The 15,610-nt window shown below is 58.3% G+C and carries 12 protein-coding genes; 2 read left to right on the top strand and 10 right to left on the bottom strand.

What is annotated here, in order from left to right:
• Position 1 precedes the first annotated feature (1 nt).
• Together ftsH and rlmE are read right to left on the bottom strand one after the other, a co-directional pair.
• Complete coding sequence (ftsH, locus tag ACWHXD_RS26750) at positions 2-1,912, bottom strand: ATP-dependent zinc metalloprotease FtsH (protein ID WP_032895273.1); 1,911 nt, start codon at positions 1,910-1,912, stop codon at positions 2-4.
• Between the two features lie 200 nt (positions 1,913-2,112).
• Complete coding sequence (rlmE, locus tag ACWHXD_RS26755) at positions 2,113-2,763, bottom strand: 23S rRNA (uridine(2552)-2'-O)-methyltransferase RlmE (protein WP_003194199.1); 651 nt, start codon at positions 2,761-2,763, stop codon at positions 2,113-2,115.
• Positions 2,764-2,870: 107 nt separating this feature from the next.
• Here rlmE and ACWHXD_RS26760 point away from each other — a divergent pair, with 107 nt between their 5' ends.
• Complete coding sequence (locus tag ACWHXD_RS26760; protein ID WP_003176146.1) at positions 2,871-3,179, top strand: YhbY family RNA-binding protein; 309 nt, start codon at positions 2,871-2,873, stop codon at positions 3,177-3,179.
• Positions 3,180-3,188: 9 nt separating this feature from the next.
• On the opposite strand, the gene ACWHXD_RS26765 is transcribed toward ACWHXD_RS26760, so the two are convergent.
• The 8 genes from ACWHXD_RS26765 to grpE all read right to left on the bottom strand — a co-directional run bounded on the left by ACWHXD_RS26765 (position 3,189) and on the right by grpE (position 13,662).
• Positions 3,189-3,593 carry an MFS transporter gene (locus ACWHXD_RS26765; RefSeq protein WP_138761955.1) on the bottom strand — a complete coding sequence of 135 codons (405 nt, stop codon included), beginning with the start codon at positions 3,591-3,593 and terminating at the stop codon, positions 3,189-3,191.
• Positions 3,594-3,621: 28 nt separating this feature from the next.
• Positions 3,622-4,098, bottom strand: coding sequence for a transcription elongation factor GreA (gene greA, locus ACWHXD_RS26770; RefSeq protein ID WP_003194203.1), 477 nt, complete (start codon positions 4,096-4,098; stop codon positions 3,622-3,624).
• Positions 4,095-7,316: a carbamoyl-phosphate synthase large subunit gene (gene carB / locus ACWHXD_RS26775; protein ID WP_003194205.1), complete on the bottom strand. Its 3,222-nt coding sequence runs from the start codon at positions 7,314-7,316 to the stop codon at positions 4,095-4,097. Before carB ends, greA begins: the two co-directional genes overlap by 4 nt.
• A gap of 105 nt (positions 7,317-7,421) precedes the next feature.
• Positions 7,422-8,558, bottom strand: a complete 1,137-nt coding sequence (gene carA / locus ACWHXD_RS26780) for a glutamine-hydrolyzing carbamoyl-phosphate synthase small subunit (protein ID WP_032895270.1) — start codon at positions 8,556-8,558, stop codon at positions 7,422-7,424.
• A gap of 259 nt (positions 8,559-8,817) precedes the next feature.
• The gene (gene dapB, locus ACWHXD_RS26785; protein ID WP_032895268.1) at positions 8,818-9,624 is read right to left on the bottom strand and encodes a 4-hydroxy-tetrahydrodipicolinate reductase; all 807 of its coding nucleotides are present in this window, start codon (positions 9,622-9,624) and stop codon (positions 8,818-8,820) included.
• Between the two features lie 10 nt (positions 9,625-9,634).
• On the bottom strand, positions 9,635-10,759 hold the full coding sequence (dnaJ, locus tag ACWHXD_RS26790) for a molecular chaperone DnaJ (protein ID WP_032895267.1): 1,125 nt from the start codon (positions 10,757-10,759) through the stop codon (positions 9,635-9,637).
• Positions 10,760-11,076: 317 nt separating this feature from the next.
• The gene (gene dnaK, locus ACWHXD_RS26795; protein WP_003194213.1) at positions 11,077-12,999 is read right to left on the bottom strand and encodes a molecular chaperone DnaK; all 1,923 of its coding nucleotides are present in this window, start codon (positions 12,997-12,999) and stop codon (positions 11,077-11,079) included.
• A 102-nt stretch (positions 13,000-13,101) separates the two neighbouring features.
• Positions 13,102-13,662: a nucleotide exchange factor GrpE gene (gene grpE / locus ACWHXD_RS26800; RefSeq protein WP_003194215.1), complete on the bottom strand. Its 561-nt coding sequence runs from the start codon at positions 13,660-13,662 to the stop codon at positions 13,102-13,104.
• A 254-nt stretch (positions 13,663-13,916) separates the two neighbouring features.
• Here grpE and recN point away from each other — a divergent pair, with 254 nt between their 5' ends.
• Positions 13,917-15,590, top strand: coding sequence for a DNA repair protein RecN (recN, locus tag ACWHXD_RS26805; RefSeq protein ID WP_138761954.1), 1,674 nt, complete (start codon positions 13,917-13,919; stop codon positions 15,588-15,590).
• Positions 15,591-15,610 lie beyond the last annotated feature (20 nt).

A 15,610-nucleotide genomic window follows, 5' to 3' on the forward strand; every position in this document is an offset into this window, starting at 1 on the left:
CTTAGTGATCAGCTGCCGGGCCGCCGATAGGCGTTTCAGGGCGCTCATTTTGCACCACAGGCGGAGTGCCCGAAGTACCCGAACCACCTTCCCAGTCACGCGGTTCACGCGGCGCACGGCCCGCCATGATGTCGTCGATCTGGTCGGCGTCGATGGTTTCGTACTTCATCAACGCATCAGCCATGGCGTCCAGCTTGTCACGGTTGTCAGTCAGGATCTGCTTGGCCGTGCCGTAGCACTGGTCAATGATGCTGCGAACCTCGGAGTCGATCAGTTTGGCTGTCTCACCCGAGAAGCTGGCGCTTTGCCCACCGCCGCCACGACCCAGGAACACTTCGCCTTCTTCTTCGGCGTACATCAATGGGCCGAGTTTTTCCGACAAGCCCCACTTGGTCACCATGTTTCGTGCGATCTGGCTGGCACGCATGATGTCGTTGGAGGCGCCAGTGGTCACACCGTCGAAGCCAAGGGTCATTTCTTCAGCAATACGGCCACCATACAGCGAGCAGATCTGGCTGATCAGCGCACGCTTGGAGAGGCTGTAGCGATCCTCTTCCGGCAGGAACATGGTCACGCCCAGTGCCCGACCACGGGGAATGATCGACACTTTGTAGACGGGGTCATGCTCTGGCACAACGCGACCTACAATGGCGTGACCAGCCTCGTGATAAGCGGTGTTCTGCTTCTCTTTCTCGGACATGACCATGGATTTGCGCTCGGCGCCCATCATGATCTTGTCTTTCGCCAATTCGAACTCTTTCATCTCAACGATGCGCTTGCCAGTACGGGCAGCGAACAGCGAAGCCTCGTTGACCAGGTTTGCCAGGTCAGCACCGGAGAAGCCAGGAGTACCACGGGCGATCACAGCCGGAGCTACGTCGTCACCCATCGGCACCTTGCGCATGTGTACTTTCAGGATCTGCTCACGGCCACGGATGTCCGGCAGGCCGACCACAACCTGGCGGTCGAAACGGCCCGGACGCAGCAACGCAGGGTCCAGCACGTCCGGACGGTTGGTTGCGGCGATGACGATAATGCCGTCATTCATCTCGAAACCATCCATCTCTACCAGCAACTGGTTGAGGGTCTGCTCACGCTCATCGTGACCGCCACCCATGCCAGCGCCACGATGGCGACCAACGGCATCGATTTCGTCGATGAAGATGATGCATGGCGCGTGCTTCTTGGCCTGCTCGAACATATCGCGAACACGGCTGGCGCCGACGCCGACAAACATTTCGACGAAGTCAGAACCGGAAATTGTGAAGAAAGGCACCTTGGCTTCGCCGGCAATCGCCTTGGCCAGCAAGGTTTTACCGGTACCCGGTGGGCCCACCATCAGCACACCGCGAGGAATACGGCCACCCAGGCGCTGGAACTTGCCCGGGTCACGCAGGAACTCGACCAACTCGCCGACTTCTTCCTTGGCTTCGTCGCAACCTGCAACGTCAGCCAAAGTGGTTTTTACCTGGTCTTCAGAGAGCAGGCGCGCCTTGCTTTTACCAAAGCTCATCGGCCCGCCCTTGCCTCCCGCACCGCCTTGCATCTGGCGCATGAAGAACATGAACACGGCGATAATCACCAGGATCGGGAAGCTGGCTACCAGGAGTTGGGTCCAGATGCTTTGCTGTTCAGGCTGCTTGCCTTCCACAACGACCTTGTTATCCACCAGGTCACCGATGAGACCGTTGTCCTGAATGGCAGGACGAATGGTCTTGAAGCTGTCGCCATCGTTGCGCTTACCGGTAATCACGTAGCCATCAACCGCTACGCGCTCGACCTTGCCATCCTTAACTTGCTGGATGAAGTCGGAATAGTTGAGGGTCTGCGGCTCGTTAGGGCTGGAGAAGTTGTTCATCACCGTCACCAGGACAGCCGCGATGATCAACCACAGGATCAGATTCTTTGCCATATCGTTCAATTAACTACCCTCTGAAGCAAGCTCCGCTACTGGCGCGCGCTTCGCATGATATTCACCGGCCTAACTTACTACATTACCTACAACTCTGGCAGGCGCCGTCTGTAACCCTTTGTGAAACTTTGACTACGCAATATTCGTAAAGCTTCATGACGAAAGCGATATAAAAAAACCTATCGCCCCCCTCGAATTTCTCAAAAACGCTCTTCACTCGCCGCGCCTTCGACGCCACGGTACCCACGGCACAGCAGATACTGCTCCCTGGACCGGTCACGGGAAGAGTCCGGTTTGCGGGTCTGCACCTTGTCGAACAACTTGCGAATGTTCTTGTGGTACTCGTCGAAACCTTCGCCCTGGAACACCTTCACCAGGAAATCACCACCCGGACGTAACACCCGACCTGCCAAATCCAGCGCCAGCTCACACAGGAACATGGCACGCGGCATATCAACAGCCGGTAATCCACTCATATTGGGGGCCATGTCGGAAATCACAAGGTCTACCTGCGAATTTCCCACAGCCTCCAGGATCTCGGCCAATACCTTGTCCTCGGTAAAATCGCCGTGAACAAAGGTCACGTCCGGGATGCTGTCCATCTCAAGGATGTCCGAAGCGATCAATCGACCTTGCCCACCAATCAGACGACTGGTCACCTGGGACCAGCCACCGGGGGCCGCGCCGAGATCGATAACGCTCATGCCTGGACGGATCAATTTGTCCTTGTCCTGGATCTCCAGCAGCTTGTAGCTGGCCCGGGAACGATAGCCGTCCTTTTGCGCCTTTTTGACGTAAGGATCATTGAAATGTTCTTGTAGCCACTTAAGGCTGGTTTTGGAACGGGCCACGGGCCACCTCGAAAAAATAAAACGGGTCGTGATTAACTGGGCGGTCCCGGACTCGCTCGGGTAAACTGGCCGCCGCTTTTTACAAGATCAGACGCAGGGGTCAGATTATGCCGCTCACTCAAGAGCAGAAGAAACAGTACAAATCCATTGGCCACCATCTGAAACCAGTTCTGATTGTGGCAGACAACGGTTTGACTGAGGGTGTGCTAGCCGAATTCGAGCGCGCACTGAACGATCACGAACTGATCAAGATCAAGGTCAACATCCTTGATCGCGAAGCGCGCCTGGCCGCCGTTGCAGAATTGTGCAAGGTGGGCAAAGCGGACCTGGTTCAGGTCATCGGCAAGATGGCGCTGCTGTATCGCAAGAACTTCAGCGTCAACAAGCAACTGTCGAACGTTCATCGCTTCAAATGATGAAAAGGGTCAAGGGCGTGCTTCGCGCGCCCCGCCACTCCATCCCGGCGCAGGCTGCATAACCAGCACCAGGCCAGAGAACCCTAGCACAAGATAGCTGAATAACTGCCAGCGCAACGCTTGCGGCAGCCACACATGCACCACGCAAAACATTGCGCATGCATACAGCGCCATCAACAGCAGTTGCCCGCGAATATCCCGCCACAAACTCTTCAGGCCTTCAGCCTTGACCAGCACCAACACCTGAAGCATCACGCACGCCGCCGCAAAACCCACCAGCAGCGCACTCAGCAATCCGTCGATCTCATCGATCAGCAGCGGCGCCAGGCCGATCAGGCCCAACGCCGGCAATACACCAATATGTAACAGCCATAGGCCGCCCACCCAAAGCATCTGAGAGAGCTGCCAAAGCATGGCGCCCGCACGCAGCGGGCGCCGTCTTTCAGATGTGACGAACTTCGACAATCTCGTACTCGATCACGCCACCCGGCGTCTTGACGGCCACCACATCACCCTCTTCCTTGGCAATCAAGGCGCGGGCCAGCGGCGAACCAACAGAGATCTTGCCGAGTTTGAAGTCAGCTTCATCCTCACCCACGATGTGATAGACAACGCGCTCATCAGTCTCGACGTTGGCGATCTCAACAGTGGTGCCGAAAATCACTTTACCGGTATGAGGGATGGAGGTGACATCAATGATGACCTGATTCTGAATCCGGCCCTCGATGTCACGAATCCGCGCCTCAACCATACCCTGCTGCTCGCGAGCAGCGTGGTATTCGGCGTTTTCCTTCAAGTCACCCAGCTCGCGGGCCGTACCGATGTCCTGGCTCAGCTTTGGACGTACGACCTTGGTCAGATGGGCGTGTTCCTCTTCCAGGGCCTTAGCGCCCTGGACGGTCATTGGGTATTTGATCATGCCTTCAATCCTGCGTGTAGATCCTGCAAGCGACGCACGGTCTTTTCCGGACCGAACTTGAGCGCTTCACAGATAGCTTCGCCAGCAGCAATGGTAGTGGTGCAGTAAATCTTGTGCTGCAAGGCATTACGACGAATGGAATAGGAGTCCGCGATCGACTGACGACCTTCGGTGGTGTTGATGATCAGGGTGACTTCGTCATTCTTGATCATGTCGACCACATGCGGACGGCCTTCCGTCACCTTGTTCACGCGGCGTACTTTCAGGCCGGCAGCTTCGATCAGCTTGGCGGTCCCGGCGGTAGCCACGACTTCAAAGCCCAAGTTGATCAGATCGCGGGCAACCCCTGCAACCAGTGGCTTGTCGTCATCACGCACGCTGATAAACGCAGTACCGCCGGTCGGCAGCACTTCGCTGGCGCCCATCTGGGCCTTGGCGAATGCTTCACCGAAGGTATCGCCCACGCCCATCACTTCACCGGTGGACTTCATCTCCGGGCCCAGGATCGGGTCCACGCCAGGGAATTTGGCGAATGGGAACACCGCCTCTTTCACACTGTAGAAGTTCGGAATGATTTCCTTGGTAAAGCCGATTTCCTTCAGGGTCTTACCGGCCATCACACGCGCAGCGATCATGGCCAGGGACACACCGATGCACTTGGACACGAACGGTACGGTACGCGAAGCACGCGGGTTGACTTCAATGACGTAGATGTCTTCGCCTTGCAGTGCCAACTGTACGTTCATCAGGCCGACAACGCCCAGCTCCAGGGCCATCTTCTTGACCTGTTCGCGCATCTCGTCCTGGATGTGCGCCGGCAGCGAGTACGGCGGCAGCGAGCAGGCCGAGTCACCGGAGTGAACACCAGCTTGTTCGATGTGCTGCATGATGGCGCCGATCACTACATCGGTGCCGTCGCAGACCGCATCCACGTCCATTTCGATGGCGCAGTTGAGGAAGTGGTCCAGCAGCACCGGGCTGTCGTTGGAGACTTTCACCGCATCACGCAGGTAACGCTTGAGCTCTTCTTCTTCGTAGACGATTTCCATCGCCCGGCCGCCCAGTACGTAGGACGGACGCACCACCAGCGGGTAGCCGATCTTGCTGGCCGCACGGATGGCTTCGTCTTCGCTGCGCACTGTGGCGTTCGGCGGCTGGCGCAGGTTCAGGCGCTCAACCATCTGCTGGAAGCGCTCACGGTCTTCGGCACGGTCAATCGCATCAGGGCTGGTACCGATGATCGGCACGCCGGCGGCTTCGAGGGCACGCGCCAGTTTCAGCGGGGTCTGGCCGCCGTACTGGACGATCACGCCTTTAGGCTTCTCGACGCGGCAGATTTCCAAGACGTCTTCCAGGGTTACCGGCTCGAAGTACAGGCGGTCGGAAGTGTCGTAGTCAGTGGAAACCGTTTCCGGGTTGCAGTTGACCATGATGGTCTCGTACCCGTCTTCGCGCAGGGCGAGGGCGGCGTGTACGCAGCAATAGTCGAACTCGATACCCTGGCCGATACGGTTCGGACCGCCACCCAGGATGATGATCTTGTCGCGGCCCGTCGGCGCGGCTTCGCACTCTTCCTCATAGGTGGAGTACATGTAGGCCGTGTCGGTGGCGAATTCCGCGGCGCAGGTGTCAACGCGCTTGTAGACCGGGAAGATATCCAGCTTGTGGCGATGAGTACGCAGGTTCTTCTCGGTCACACCCAGCAGCTTGGCCAGACGCTGGTCGGAGAAGCCTTTGCGCTTGAGGCGGAACATCAAGTCGCGGTCGATAGACGACAGACCCAGCGTCTTGACCTTCTCTTCTTCCTTGATCAGATCTTCGATCTGCACCAGGAACCACGGGTCGATCATGTTCATGCCGAAGATATCTTCGACGCTCAGGCCGGCACGGAAGGCGTCCGCCACGTACCAGATACGCTCGGCGCCCGGCACGGTCAGCTCGCGCTTGAGGATGCTCATGCTTTCCGGGTTGCTCAGGTCGAGCTTCTCGTCCAGGCCGCAAACACCCACTTCCAGACCGCGCAGGGCTTTCTGCAGGGATTCCTGGAACGTGCGGCCGATTGCCATGACTTCACCGACCGACTTCATCTGGGTGGTCAGGCGTGCATCCGCCTTGGCGAATTTCTCGAAGGCAAAGCGCGGCAGCTTGGTCACGACGTAGTCGATAGACGGCTCGAAAGACGCCGGCATCGCGCCGCCGGTGATTTCGTTTTGCAGCTCGTCCAGGGTGTAGCCGATAGCCAGCTTGGCAGCGATACGCGCAATCGGGAAGCCGGTCGCTTTCGAGGCCAACGCCGAAGAACGCGATACACGTGGGTTCATCTCGATCACGACCATGCGGCCGGTGTCTGGGCAGATGCCGAACTGAACGTTGGAACCGCCGGTTTCAACGCCGATCTCGCGCAATACCGCCAGGGAGGCGTTACGCAGGATCTGGTATTCCTTGTCGGTCAGGGTCTGTGCTGGCGCCACGGTGATCGAGTCACCGGTGTGCACGCCCATCGGGTCGAAGTTTTCGATAGAGCAGACGATGATGCAGTTGTCCTTCTTATCGCGGACAACCTCCATCTCATATTCTTTCCAGCCAATCAGGGATTCGTCGATCAGCAGCTCTTTGGTCGGCGACAGGTCCAGGCCGCGAGCACAGATTTCTTCGAACTCTTCGCGGTTGTAAGCGATACCGCCGCCGGTGCCGCCCATGGTGAAGGACGGACGGATGATGCACGGGAAGCCCAGGGTCTCGAGGACCGCGTTGGCTTCTTCCATGCTGTGGGCGATACCGGAACGCGGGCACGCCAGGCCGATGGACTTCATGGCCTTGTCGAAACGCGAACGGTCTTCAGCCTTGTCGATGGTGTCGGCATTGGCACCGATCATCTCTACGCCGAACTTTTCCAGGACGCCTTCGCGCTCCAGGTCCAGGGCGCAGTTCAGAGCGGTCTGGCCGCCCATGGTTGGCAGCAGCGCGTCCGGACGCTCTTTCTCGATGATCTTGGCAACGGTCTGCCACTTGATCGGCTCGATGTAGGTGGCGTCGGCCATGGCCGGGTCAGTCATGATGGTGGCTGGGTTGGAGTTCACCAGGATGACGCGGTAGCCCTCCTCGCGCAGGGCTTTACAGGCCTGGGCGCCGGAGTAGTCGAATTCGCAGGCCTGGCCGATCACGATCGGGCCAGCGCCGAGAATCAGGATGCTTTTTATGTCTGTACGTTTTGGCATGGGTTTGTCACTCAAATCCGCAGGTCAGTCGGCAAGCCGTCTTGAACAATCTTTGAAGAGCCTGCAGGGGCCACCGCAATCCGGGGCCGCCCGCAGGCCACTCAGTCAGCGTCGCTTGGCCATCTCATTGATGAAACGGTCGAACAGCGGCGCTACGTCGTTCGGGCCCGGGCTGGCTTCAGGGTGGCCCTGGAAGCTGAACGCGCTCTTGTCGGTGCGCTCGATGCCTTGCAGGGAACCGTCGAACAGCGACTTGTGAATGGCGCGCACGTTGCTCGGCAGGGAGGCTTCATCCACCGCAAAACCGTGGTTCTGGCTGGTGATCATCACAACGCCAGTGTCCAGGTCTTGTACCGGGTGGTTGGCACCGTGGTGGCCGTGGCCCATTTTCAGGGTCTTGGCGCCGGAGGCCAAAGCCAGCAGCTGGTGACCAAGGCAGATACCGAACACCGGAATGTCGGTCTCCAGCACGTCCTTGATGGCCTGGATAGCATAGTCGCATGGCTCAGGGTCACCCGGGCCGTTGGACAGGAATACACCGTCCGGCTGCATCGCGAGCACATCGCTGGCAGGGGTTTGCGCGGGCACCACGGTCACACGGCAACCGCGCTCGACGAGCATGCGCAGGATGTTGTACTTGACGCCGTAGTCATAGGCGACCACGTGGTAAGGCAGATCGGCAGCCTCGATAGTCGCGTGGCTGTCGGTCTTCAGATCCCACACAGTGGAACGCCACTCGTATTTCTCTTTGACGCTGACGACTTTCGCCAGGTCCATGCCTTTCAGGCCAGGGAAGCCTTGCGCTGCGGCAACCGCCGCTTCTTCAGAGATATTGTCACCGACCATGATGCAGCCGTTCTGCGAGCCTTTTTCACGCAGGATGCGCGTGAGGCGGCGCGTATCGATACCGGCGATCGCCACAACGTTGTTGGCTTTCAGGTAATCGGACAGCGACATCGTGTTACGCCAGTTGCTCGCAACCAGTGGCAGGTCACGAATCACCAGGCCCGCCGACCAGACACGATCAGACTCGACATCTTCCGGGGTAGTACCGGTGTTGCCGATGTGCGGATAGGTCAGGGTAACGATCTGTTGGGCGTAGGAAGGATCGGTAAGGATTTCCTGATAGCCGGTCATGGCGGTGTTAAACACCACCTCTCCAACGGTTTGACCGTCGGCTCCAATGGCTTCGCCGCGAAAAATGCTGCCATCAGCAAGGGCGAGTATGGCTGGCTTAGTCAAGAAGACCTCCCGTAAATAAAGCCTGAAAGGGCGATCGCAGGTTGTAAAAAAGCGGAGTGACGTATGGACACGTCACCCCGCTTCTTCACTGAATTATTCTGCGCGCTTTTAGTGGACACACTAAAGCTGTAGCTTACAGAAAAAGGCTTTTTTGGTCCACCGCTAATGAGCCTTAAAGGCAGGGGAATGCGACAGGACGTCGCCTAGCGGGTAAAAACAGGGCCACAGGATAATCCTGAGCCCCCGTTTTAGCTACTGGTTAGTGCAGGTCCAGCACGTCACGCATGTCGTACAGGCTTGGCTCACGCCCTTCCAACCAGAGCGCGGCACGCACCGCGCCCTTGGCGAAGGTCATGCGGCTGGAGGCTTTGTGGGTAATTTCCAGGCGCTCACCTTCGGTAGCGAACAGCACCGTGTGATCACCGACCACATCACCACCGCGCACGGTCGCAAAACCAATGGTGTCACGCGCGCGCGCACCGGTATGGCCCTCACGCCCGTACACCGCCACTTTCGACAGATCGCGACCCAGCGCATCCGCAATGGCTTCACCCATGCGCAATGCCGTGCCTGAAGGCGCGTCGATTTTATGGCGATGGTGGGTCTCGATAATCTCGATATCCGCCTCATCACCCAGCACGCGCGCCGCCAGGTCCAGCAACTTCAGCGACAGGTTCACACCCACGCTGAAATTGGCCGCGAAGACGATCGGAATATCCTTGCCCGCCTCCACCAGCAACTGCTTCTGCTCGGCACTCAAACCGGTCGTGCCGATCACCATGGCCTTGCCTGCCTTGCGGCAGAAGGCCAGATTTTTCAGCATCACTTCCGGCAGGGTGAAGTCGATCAGCACGTCGAACTCGTCAGCCACCTGCTCGAGGTTGCCAGACAGCGAAACACCGATGCGGCCCAATGAGGCCAACTCACCCGCGTCCGCGCCGATCAACGTACTGCCTGGGCGAACAATCGCCGCCGTCAGCCCGGAGGCCGGCGAGCGTTGCTGCACCGCCTCGACCAGCGTCTTGCCCATGCGCCCGGCAGCGCCCATTACGGCTATACGTCGCATATTCAGATCCTTACAGGTCGCCGAAGAAGCGTTTTACACCGTCGAAGAAGCCCGTGGTCTTCGGCGAGTGGGAGTCGTCGCCTTCCAGCGAGCTGCGGAACTCTTCCAGCAGTTCACGCTGACGACGATTCAGGTTCACCGGGGTTTCAACCGCCACACGGCACATCAGGTCGCCAGCACCGCCACCGCGCACGGGCGCAACGCCCTTGCCACGAATGCGGAACTGCTTGCCGGTTTGAGTCCCCTCGGGAATCTTGAGCTTGACCCGCCCATCCAGCGTCGGAATCTCCAGCTCGCCACCCAGTGCTGCATCAACAAAGCTGATCGGCACTTCGCAGAACAAATGTTTGCCGTCACGCTGGAAGATCGAGTGCTCGCGCACATTGATCACCACGTACAGGTCGCCCGTAGGGCCGCCCTGGGCACCCGCCTCGCCTTCGCCCGACAGGCGAATACGATCACCGGTATCCACACCCGCCGGCACTTTCACCGACAGCGTCTTGTACTCTTCGACGCGGCCTTCGCCGTGGCAGGAATCGCACGGATCGGAAATGATCTTGCCCTGTCCATGGCAACGCGGGCAGGTTTGCTGCACCGAGAAAAAGCCCTGCTGCATGCGCACCTGCCCGATACCGCCACAGGTGGGGCACGTGATCGGCGAGGAGCCTTTCTTCGCACCGGAGCCATCGCACGGCTTGCAGTTAACCAGCGTCGGCACACGGATATTGACACTGGTGCCGCGCACGGCCTCTTCCAGGTTCAGCTCCAGGGTGTAACGCAGGTCGCTGCCACGCTGAGGGCCGCCACGCTGACCGCCACGGCCACCGCCGAAGAAGTCGCTGAATACGTCGCCGAAAATATCGGAGAAGTTCTGGCCACCAAAACCGCCACCGCCACCACCCATGCTCGGGTCGACGCCGGCATGGCCATACTGGTCGTAGGCTGCACGCTTATTGGGATCACACAGGCATTCGTAGGCCTCGTTGGCCTCTTTGAACATCTCTTCGGATTCTTTGTTATCCGGATTACGGTCCGGGTGGTGCTTCATCGCCAGCCGACGGTAGGCCTTTTTCAGCTCCGCCTCGCTGGCGCCACGCTCCACACCCAATACTTCGTAATAGTCACGCTTTGCCATAAGTCTTTGCACTCTTAAGGACGTTCGACCTGGCCCTCCTGAACCCTGCCAAACTCGTTGAGCCCCAATACAGGCCCGGACCCAACTCACGTCAATTCAACGATCCTGGTCATTACTGCTTTCAGCCAGGGACCCGGCCAAAAACGCGGTGACTGTCATTCGGAAAGCAGGAGCATTCCCGTTCACACCGCCAGCATCCGAGCGTTGTCGCATGCTGTAAAAATTCGCATACCCCAGACACGCCAACGCGGGAGCAAGCTCCCGCGCGGCGACATCCTACCAGTCACCGCTTGTGTGCGGTCAACCGGGCGACCAAGTTACTTCTTCTGGTCGTCTTTGACTTCTTCGAACTCGGCATCGACAACATCGTCGTGCTTGGCTTCAGGCTCTGCTTGTTGCGCAGCGCCGTCAGCCGGCTGGCCTTGTTCGGCGTACATTTTCTGAGCAACTGGCGCGGAGACTTTCGACAGTTCCTCAACCTTGGCTTCGATGGCAGCCTTGTCGTCGCCTTTGATGGCGGCTTCCAGGGCAACCACTGCCGCTTCGATTGCGGTTTTCTCTTCGTCGGTCACTTTGTCGCCAGCATCAGCGATCATTTTGCGCGTCGAGTGAACCAGCGCGTCACCCTGGTTACGGGCGCCTGCCAACTCTTCGAACTTCTTGTCCGCTTCAGCATTGGTTTCAGCATCACGGATCATCTGTTGAATTTCTTCATCAGACAGGCCGGAGTTGGCCTTGATGGTGATCTTCTGCTCTTTGCCAGTGGCCTTGTCTTTCGCGCCGACGTGCAGGATGCCGTTGGCGTCGATGTCGAAGGTCACTTCGATTTGTGGCACGCCACGTGGTGCTGGTGGAATCTCAGCCAGGTCGAACTTGCCAAGGGACTTGTTCTGCGCAGCTTGCTTACGCTCGCCCTGCAGCACGTGGATAGTCACGGCGCCCTGGTTGTCATCGGCAGTCGAGAACACCTGGGATTTCTTGGTAGGAATCGTGGTGTTTTTCTCGATCAGCGCAGTCATCACGCCACCCATGGTTTCGATACCCAGGGTCAGCGGGCTTACGTCCAGCAGCAACACGTCTTTCACGTCACCGGCCAGTACGGCACCCTGGATGGCAGCACCCATGGCAACGGCTTCGTCCGGGTTCACGTCTTTACGAGCTTCTTTGCCGAAGAACTCGGTAACCAGCTTCTGAACCAGTGGCATACGGGTCTGACCGCCCACCAGGATCACGTCGTTGATAGAGCCAACGTCGATACCGGAGTCTTTCAGCGCGATGCGGCAAGGTTCGATGGTGCGTTGAACCAGGTCTTCAACCAGCGCTTCGAGCTTGGAACGCGAGATTTTCACGTTCAAGTGCTTAGGACCGGTAGCGTCCGCAGTGATGTACGGCAGGTTCACGTCGGTCGACTGAGCGGAAGACAGCTCGATCTTGGCTTTTTCAGCGGCTTCTTTCAGGCGCTGCATGGCCAGCGGGTCACCTTTGAGGTTCATGCCGCTTTCTTTCTTGAATTCGTCAACGAGGTAGTCGATCAGACGAATGTCAAAGTCTTCACCACCCAGGAAGGTGTCACCGTTGGTGGCCAACACTTCAAACTGGTGCTCGCCATCAACTTCTGCGATCTCGATCACGGAGACGTCGAACGTACCGCCACCCAGGTCGTAAACGATCACGGTGTGATCGCCCTTGGCCTTGTCCATACCGTAAGCCAGCGCAGCTGCGGTTGGTTCGTTGATGATACGTTTTACATCCAGGCCCGCGATGCGGCCGGCGTCTTTGGTGGCCTGACGCTGGCTGTCGTTGAAGTAGGCAGGAACGGTGATCACCGCTTCAGTCACTGCTTCACCGAGGTAGTCTTCGGCGGTCTTCTTCATCTTTTTCAAGATTTCAGCCGAGATTTGTGGCGGCGACATTTTCTGGCCGTTCACTTCAACCCAGGCGTCACCGTTGTCGGCCTTGGCGATTTTGTAAGGCACCATCTTGATGTCTTTCTGTACGACTTCTTCGTCGAACTTACGACCGATCAGACGCTTTACCGCGTACAGGGTGTTGTGCGGGTTGGTCACTGCCTGACGCTTGGCCGATTGGCCGACGAGGATTTCACCGTCGTTGGCGTAAGCGATGATCGACGGAGTGGTACGTGCGCCTTCGGCGTTCTCAATAACTTTTGCAACGCCGTTTTCCAGCACGGAGACGCAGGAGTTGGTGGTCCCCAGGTCGATACCGATAATTTTGCCCATGATTTACTCTCCCGAAACTTGAATTTGGTTGCCGCAGCAGTTGTGGCTAACTGCGGTAGCACTTAAACGCTTGACTTATAAATGGGGGCCTTGCGGCGTATTTCAAGCCTGCTCATCAATAGAAGGTGCAACGGGTGCAGGAGCCTTGCTCACCACCACCATTGCCGGGCGCATCAGGCGACCGTTGAGCTGGTAACCCTTCTGGAACACCTTGATCACGCTATTAGGCTCCAGGTCATGGCTTTCCTGCATGGCCATGGCTTGGTGATGCTCAGCATTGAACGGCTCGCCGGCTTGCGGATCGATCGCTTCCAACTGATAACGCTTCAGGGTGTCCTGGAACATTTTCAGGGTCAGCTCGATGCCTTCGCGCATTGGGCGGATGTTTTCGTCGTCCGGGTTAGACAATTCAAGACCACGCTCCAGGCTGTCGATGATCGGCAGCAGGTCACCAGCGAATTTTTCCAGCGCGAACTTGTGAGCCTTCTCTACATCCTGCTCGGCACGGCGGCGGACGTTCTGCAGATCGGCGGCAACACGCAACGATTGATCCTGCGCAGCGGCCAATTGCTCTTCGAGCACTTGCACACGAGTCGCCAGTTCATCACCGGCAGCCGAATTGGCGTCTGGAGTTTGCGTATCCTGCGTCTGTTCGTCAGCCATAGATTTCTCCTTTCAAAATCATGCGCGAACTCAACTCGCGCTTCTGCTCCGGTATATGGGGCCACAATTTTCAGGTTCAAGGGCACAGGCGTTACCAAAAGTCTTTCGATTGACCTGGATCATTTCCTTCACGCTCATTCCACATCGCGCTAAAAAAAATCGCGACTCAAGCAAATCGAGCTAAGCGTCAGGATTGTCAGCCCCGAACAAAACACTGTATAAATAACCAGACCTAAAGCCTGGGAGCGGCCGTCATGCTCGTGCACCTGTCTGTACATAACTACGCCATCGTTGAACATCTGGATCTTGAACTGGATCGCGGGATGAGCGTAATCACAGGCGAAACCGGCGCCGGCAAGTCGATCATGCTCGACGCCCTCGGCCTGACCCTCGGCGATCGCGCAGACAGCGGCGTGGTACGCCCTGGCTCCGACAAGGCCGACATTCTGGCCACCTTCGACCTGGCGGACATCCCTGAAGCGGAGGCATGGCTGGCCGAGCGCGACCTTAATAATGAAGGCCCCTGCATTCTGCGCCGGGTGATCACCGCCGAGGGGCGCTCGCGCGGCTATATAAACGGCACACCGTGCCCATTGGGCGACTTGAAAGCCCTGGGCGAATTGCTGATCGATATCCACAGTCAGCACGAACATCAATCCCTGTTGAAAACCGATACCCACCGCCGCCTGCTCGATGAGTACGCCGGCGCCACCGACCTTTCCCGACAAGTTCAACTGGCCGCCCAACGCTGGCGCCAGACACGCCAGGAACTGGAACGCCTCTCCAACTCCGGCGACGAACAACGCGCCCGCCACCAGTTGCTCAGCTATCAATTGGAAGAGCTCGAAAGCCTGGGCCTGGGTGAGACCGAGCTGGAACAGCTTGAGCAGGAACACAAGAACCTGACCAACGCCGAAACCCTGCTGGGCATCTGCCGCCAAGTGGTCGAGCAATGCAGCGAGAGCGACTCGGGCAATGTGCTCAACGCACTGACCGCCAGCCTCAACCGCCTGTCCAGCGTGAACAATGCTTCTGGCTCACTGAGCGAAGCGACCACCCTGTTGACCAGCGCGCAAATCCAGGTTGAAGAGGCCGTGGGCGAACTCAATCGCTTCCTGGACCACTTCGACGCCGACCCCGCACGCCTGCAAGAAATAGAAGAGCGCCTGGACACTATTTATACCCTGGCTCGCAAGCATCGAATCCAGCCGACGGAAGTCGCAACCATGCAGCAGAAACTGCTGGATGAAATCGAAACACTCAACGCGAACGACGAATCCATCGAACGACTGGGCGAGGAGCTCGCTTCGTTTGCCCGTCATTATCAGGAAAAAGCCCGGGAGTTGAGCGCTCTGCGCCAGCAGGCAGCTACTAGCCTGGCAAGCGCCGTTGAGATGGAAATCCAACGCCTGGGTATGCCAGGCGGGCGCTTCACCATCGAGTTGCACCCCAACGCCAGTCAAGAATTGCAGCCCCATGGGCTGGAGCACGTCGAGCTGCTGGTGAGTGCCAACCCCGGCCAACCGCTCAAGGCCCTGGCCAAAGTGGCCTCCGGCGGCGAACTCTCGCGGATCAGCCTGGCGATCCAGGTGATTACCGCACAGACCTCACGGGTACCCACCCTGGTATTCGATGAAGTGGATGTGGGCATTGGCGGGCCGACCGCAGAAATCGTTGGCCAATTGCTGCGTCGCCTGGGGGATCGTGGCCAAGTGCTCACGGTGACCCACTTGCCGCAAGTGGCAGCTCAAGGGCATCAGCACCTGTTTGTGCATAAGGTGCGCGGCAGTGACGCGACACACACAGCCGTCTCCAAGCTGAACAAATCGGAACGGGTGGAAGAAGTGGCGCGGATGCTCGGCGGTATCGACTTGACCAAGGAGTCCTTGGCTCACGCAAAAAAAATGGTGGTGGCCGCGAAGGCTTGAAGCGACATTTTCCCCTCTAT

The sequence above is a fragment of the Pseudomonas fjordensis genome (assembly GCF_976987115.1).

Coding starts and splice junctions, on each gene's coding strand:
- ftsH (WP_032895273.1), bottom strand. CDS start 1,912: ATGGCAAAGAATCTGATCCTGTGGTTGATCATCGCGGCTGTCCTGGTG.
- ACWHXD_RS26760 (WP_003176146.1), top strand. CDS start 2,871: ATGCCGCTCACTCAAGAGCAGAAGAAACAGTACAAATCCATTGGCCAC.
- ACWHXD_RS26765 (WP_138761955.1), bottom strand. CDS start 3,593: ATGCTTTGGCAGCTCTCTCAGATGCTTTGGGTGGGCGGCCTATGGCTG.
- greA (WP_003194203.1), bottom strand. CDS start 4,098: ATGATCAAATACCCAATGACCGTCCAGGGCGCTAAGGCCCTGGAAGAG.
- carB (WP_003194205.1), bottom strand. CDS start 7,316: ATGCCAAAACGTACAGACATAAAAAGCATCCTGATTCTCGGCGCTGGC.
- dapB (WP_032895268.1), bottom strand. CDS start 9,624: ATGCGACGTATAGCCGTAATGGGCGCTGCCGGGCGCATGGGCAAGACG.
- dnaJ (WP_032895267.1), bottom strand. CDS start 10,759: ATGGCAAAGCGTGACTATTACGAAGTATTGGGTGTGGAGCGTGGCGCC.
- dnaK (WP_003194213.1), bottom strand. CDS start 12,999: ATGGGCAAAATTATCGGTATCGACCTGGGGACCACCAACTCCTGCGTC.
- grpE (WP_003194215.1), bottom strand. CDS start 13,662: ATGGCTGACGAACAGACGCAGGATACGCAAACTCCAGACGCCAATTCG.
- recN (WP_138761954.1), top strand. CDS start 13,917: ATGCTCGTGCACCTGTCTGTACATAACTACGCCATCGTTGAACATCTG.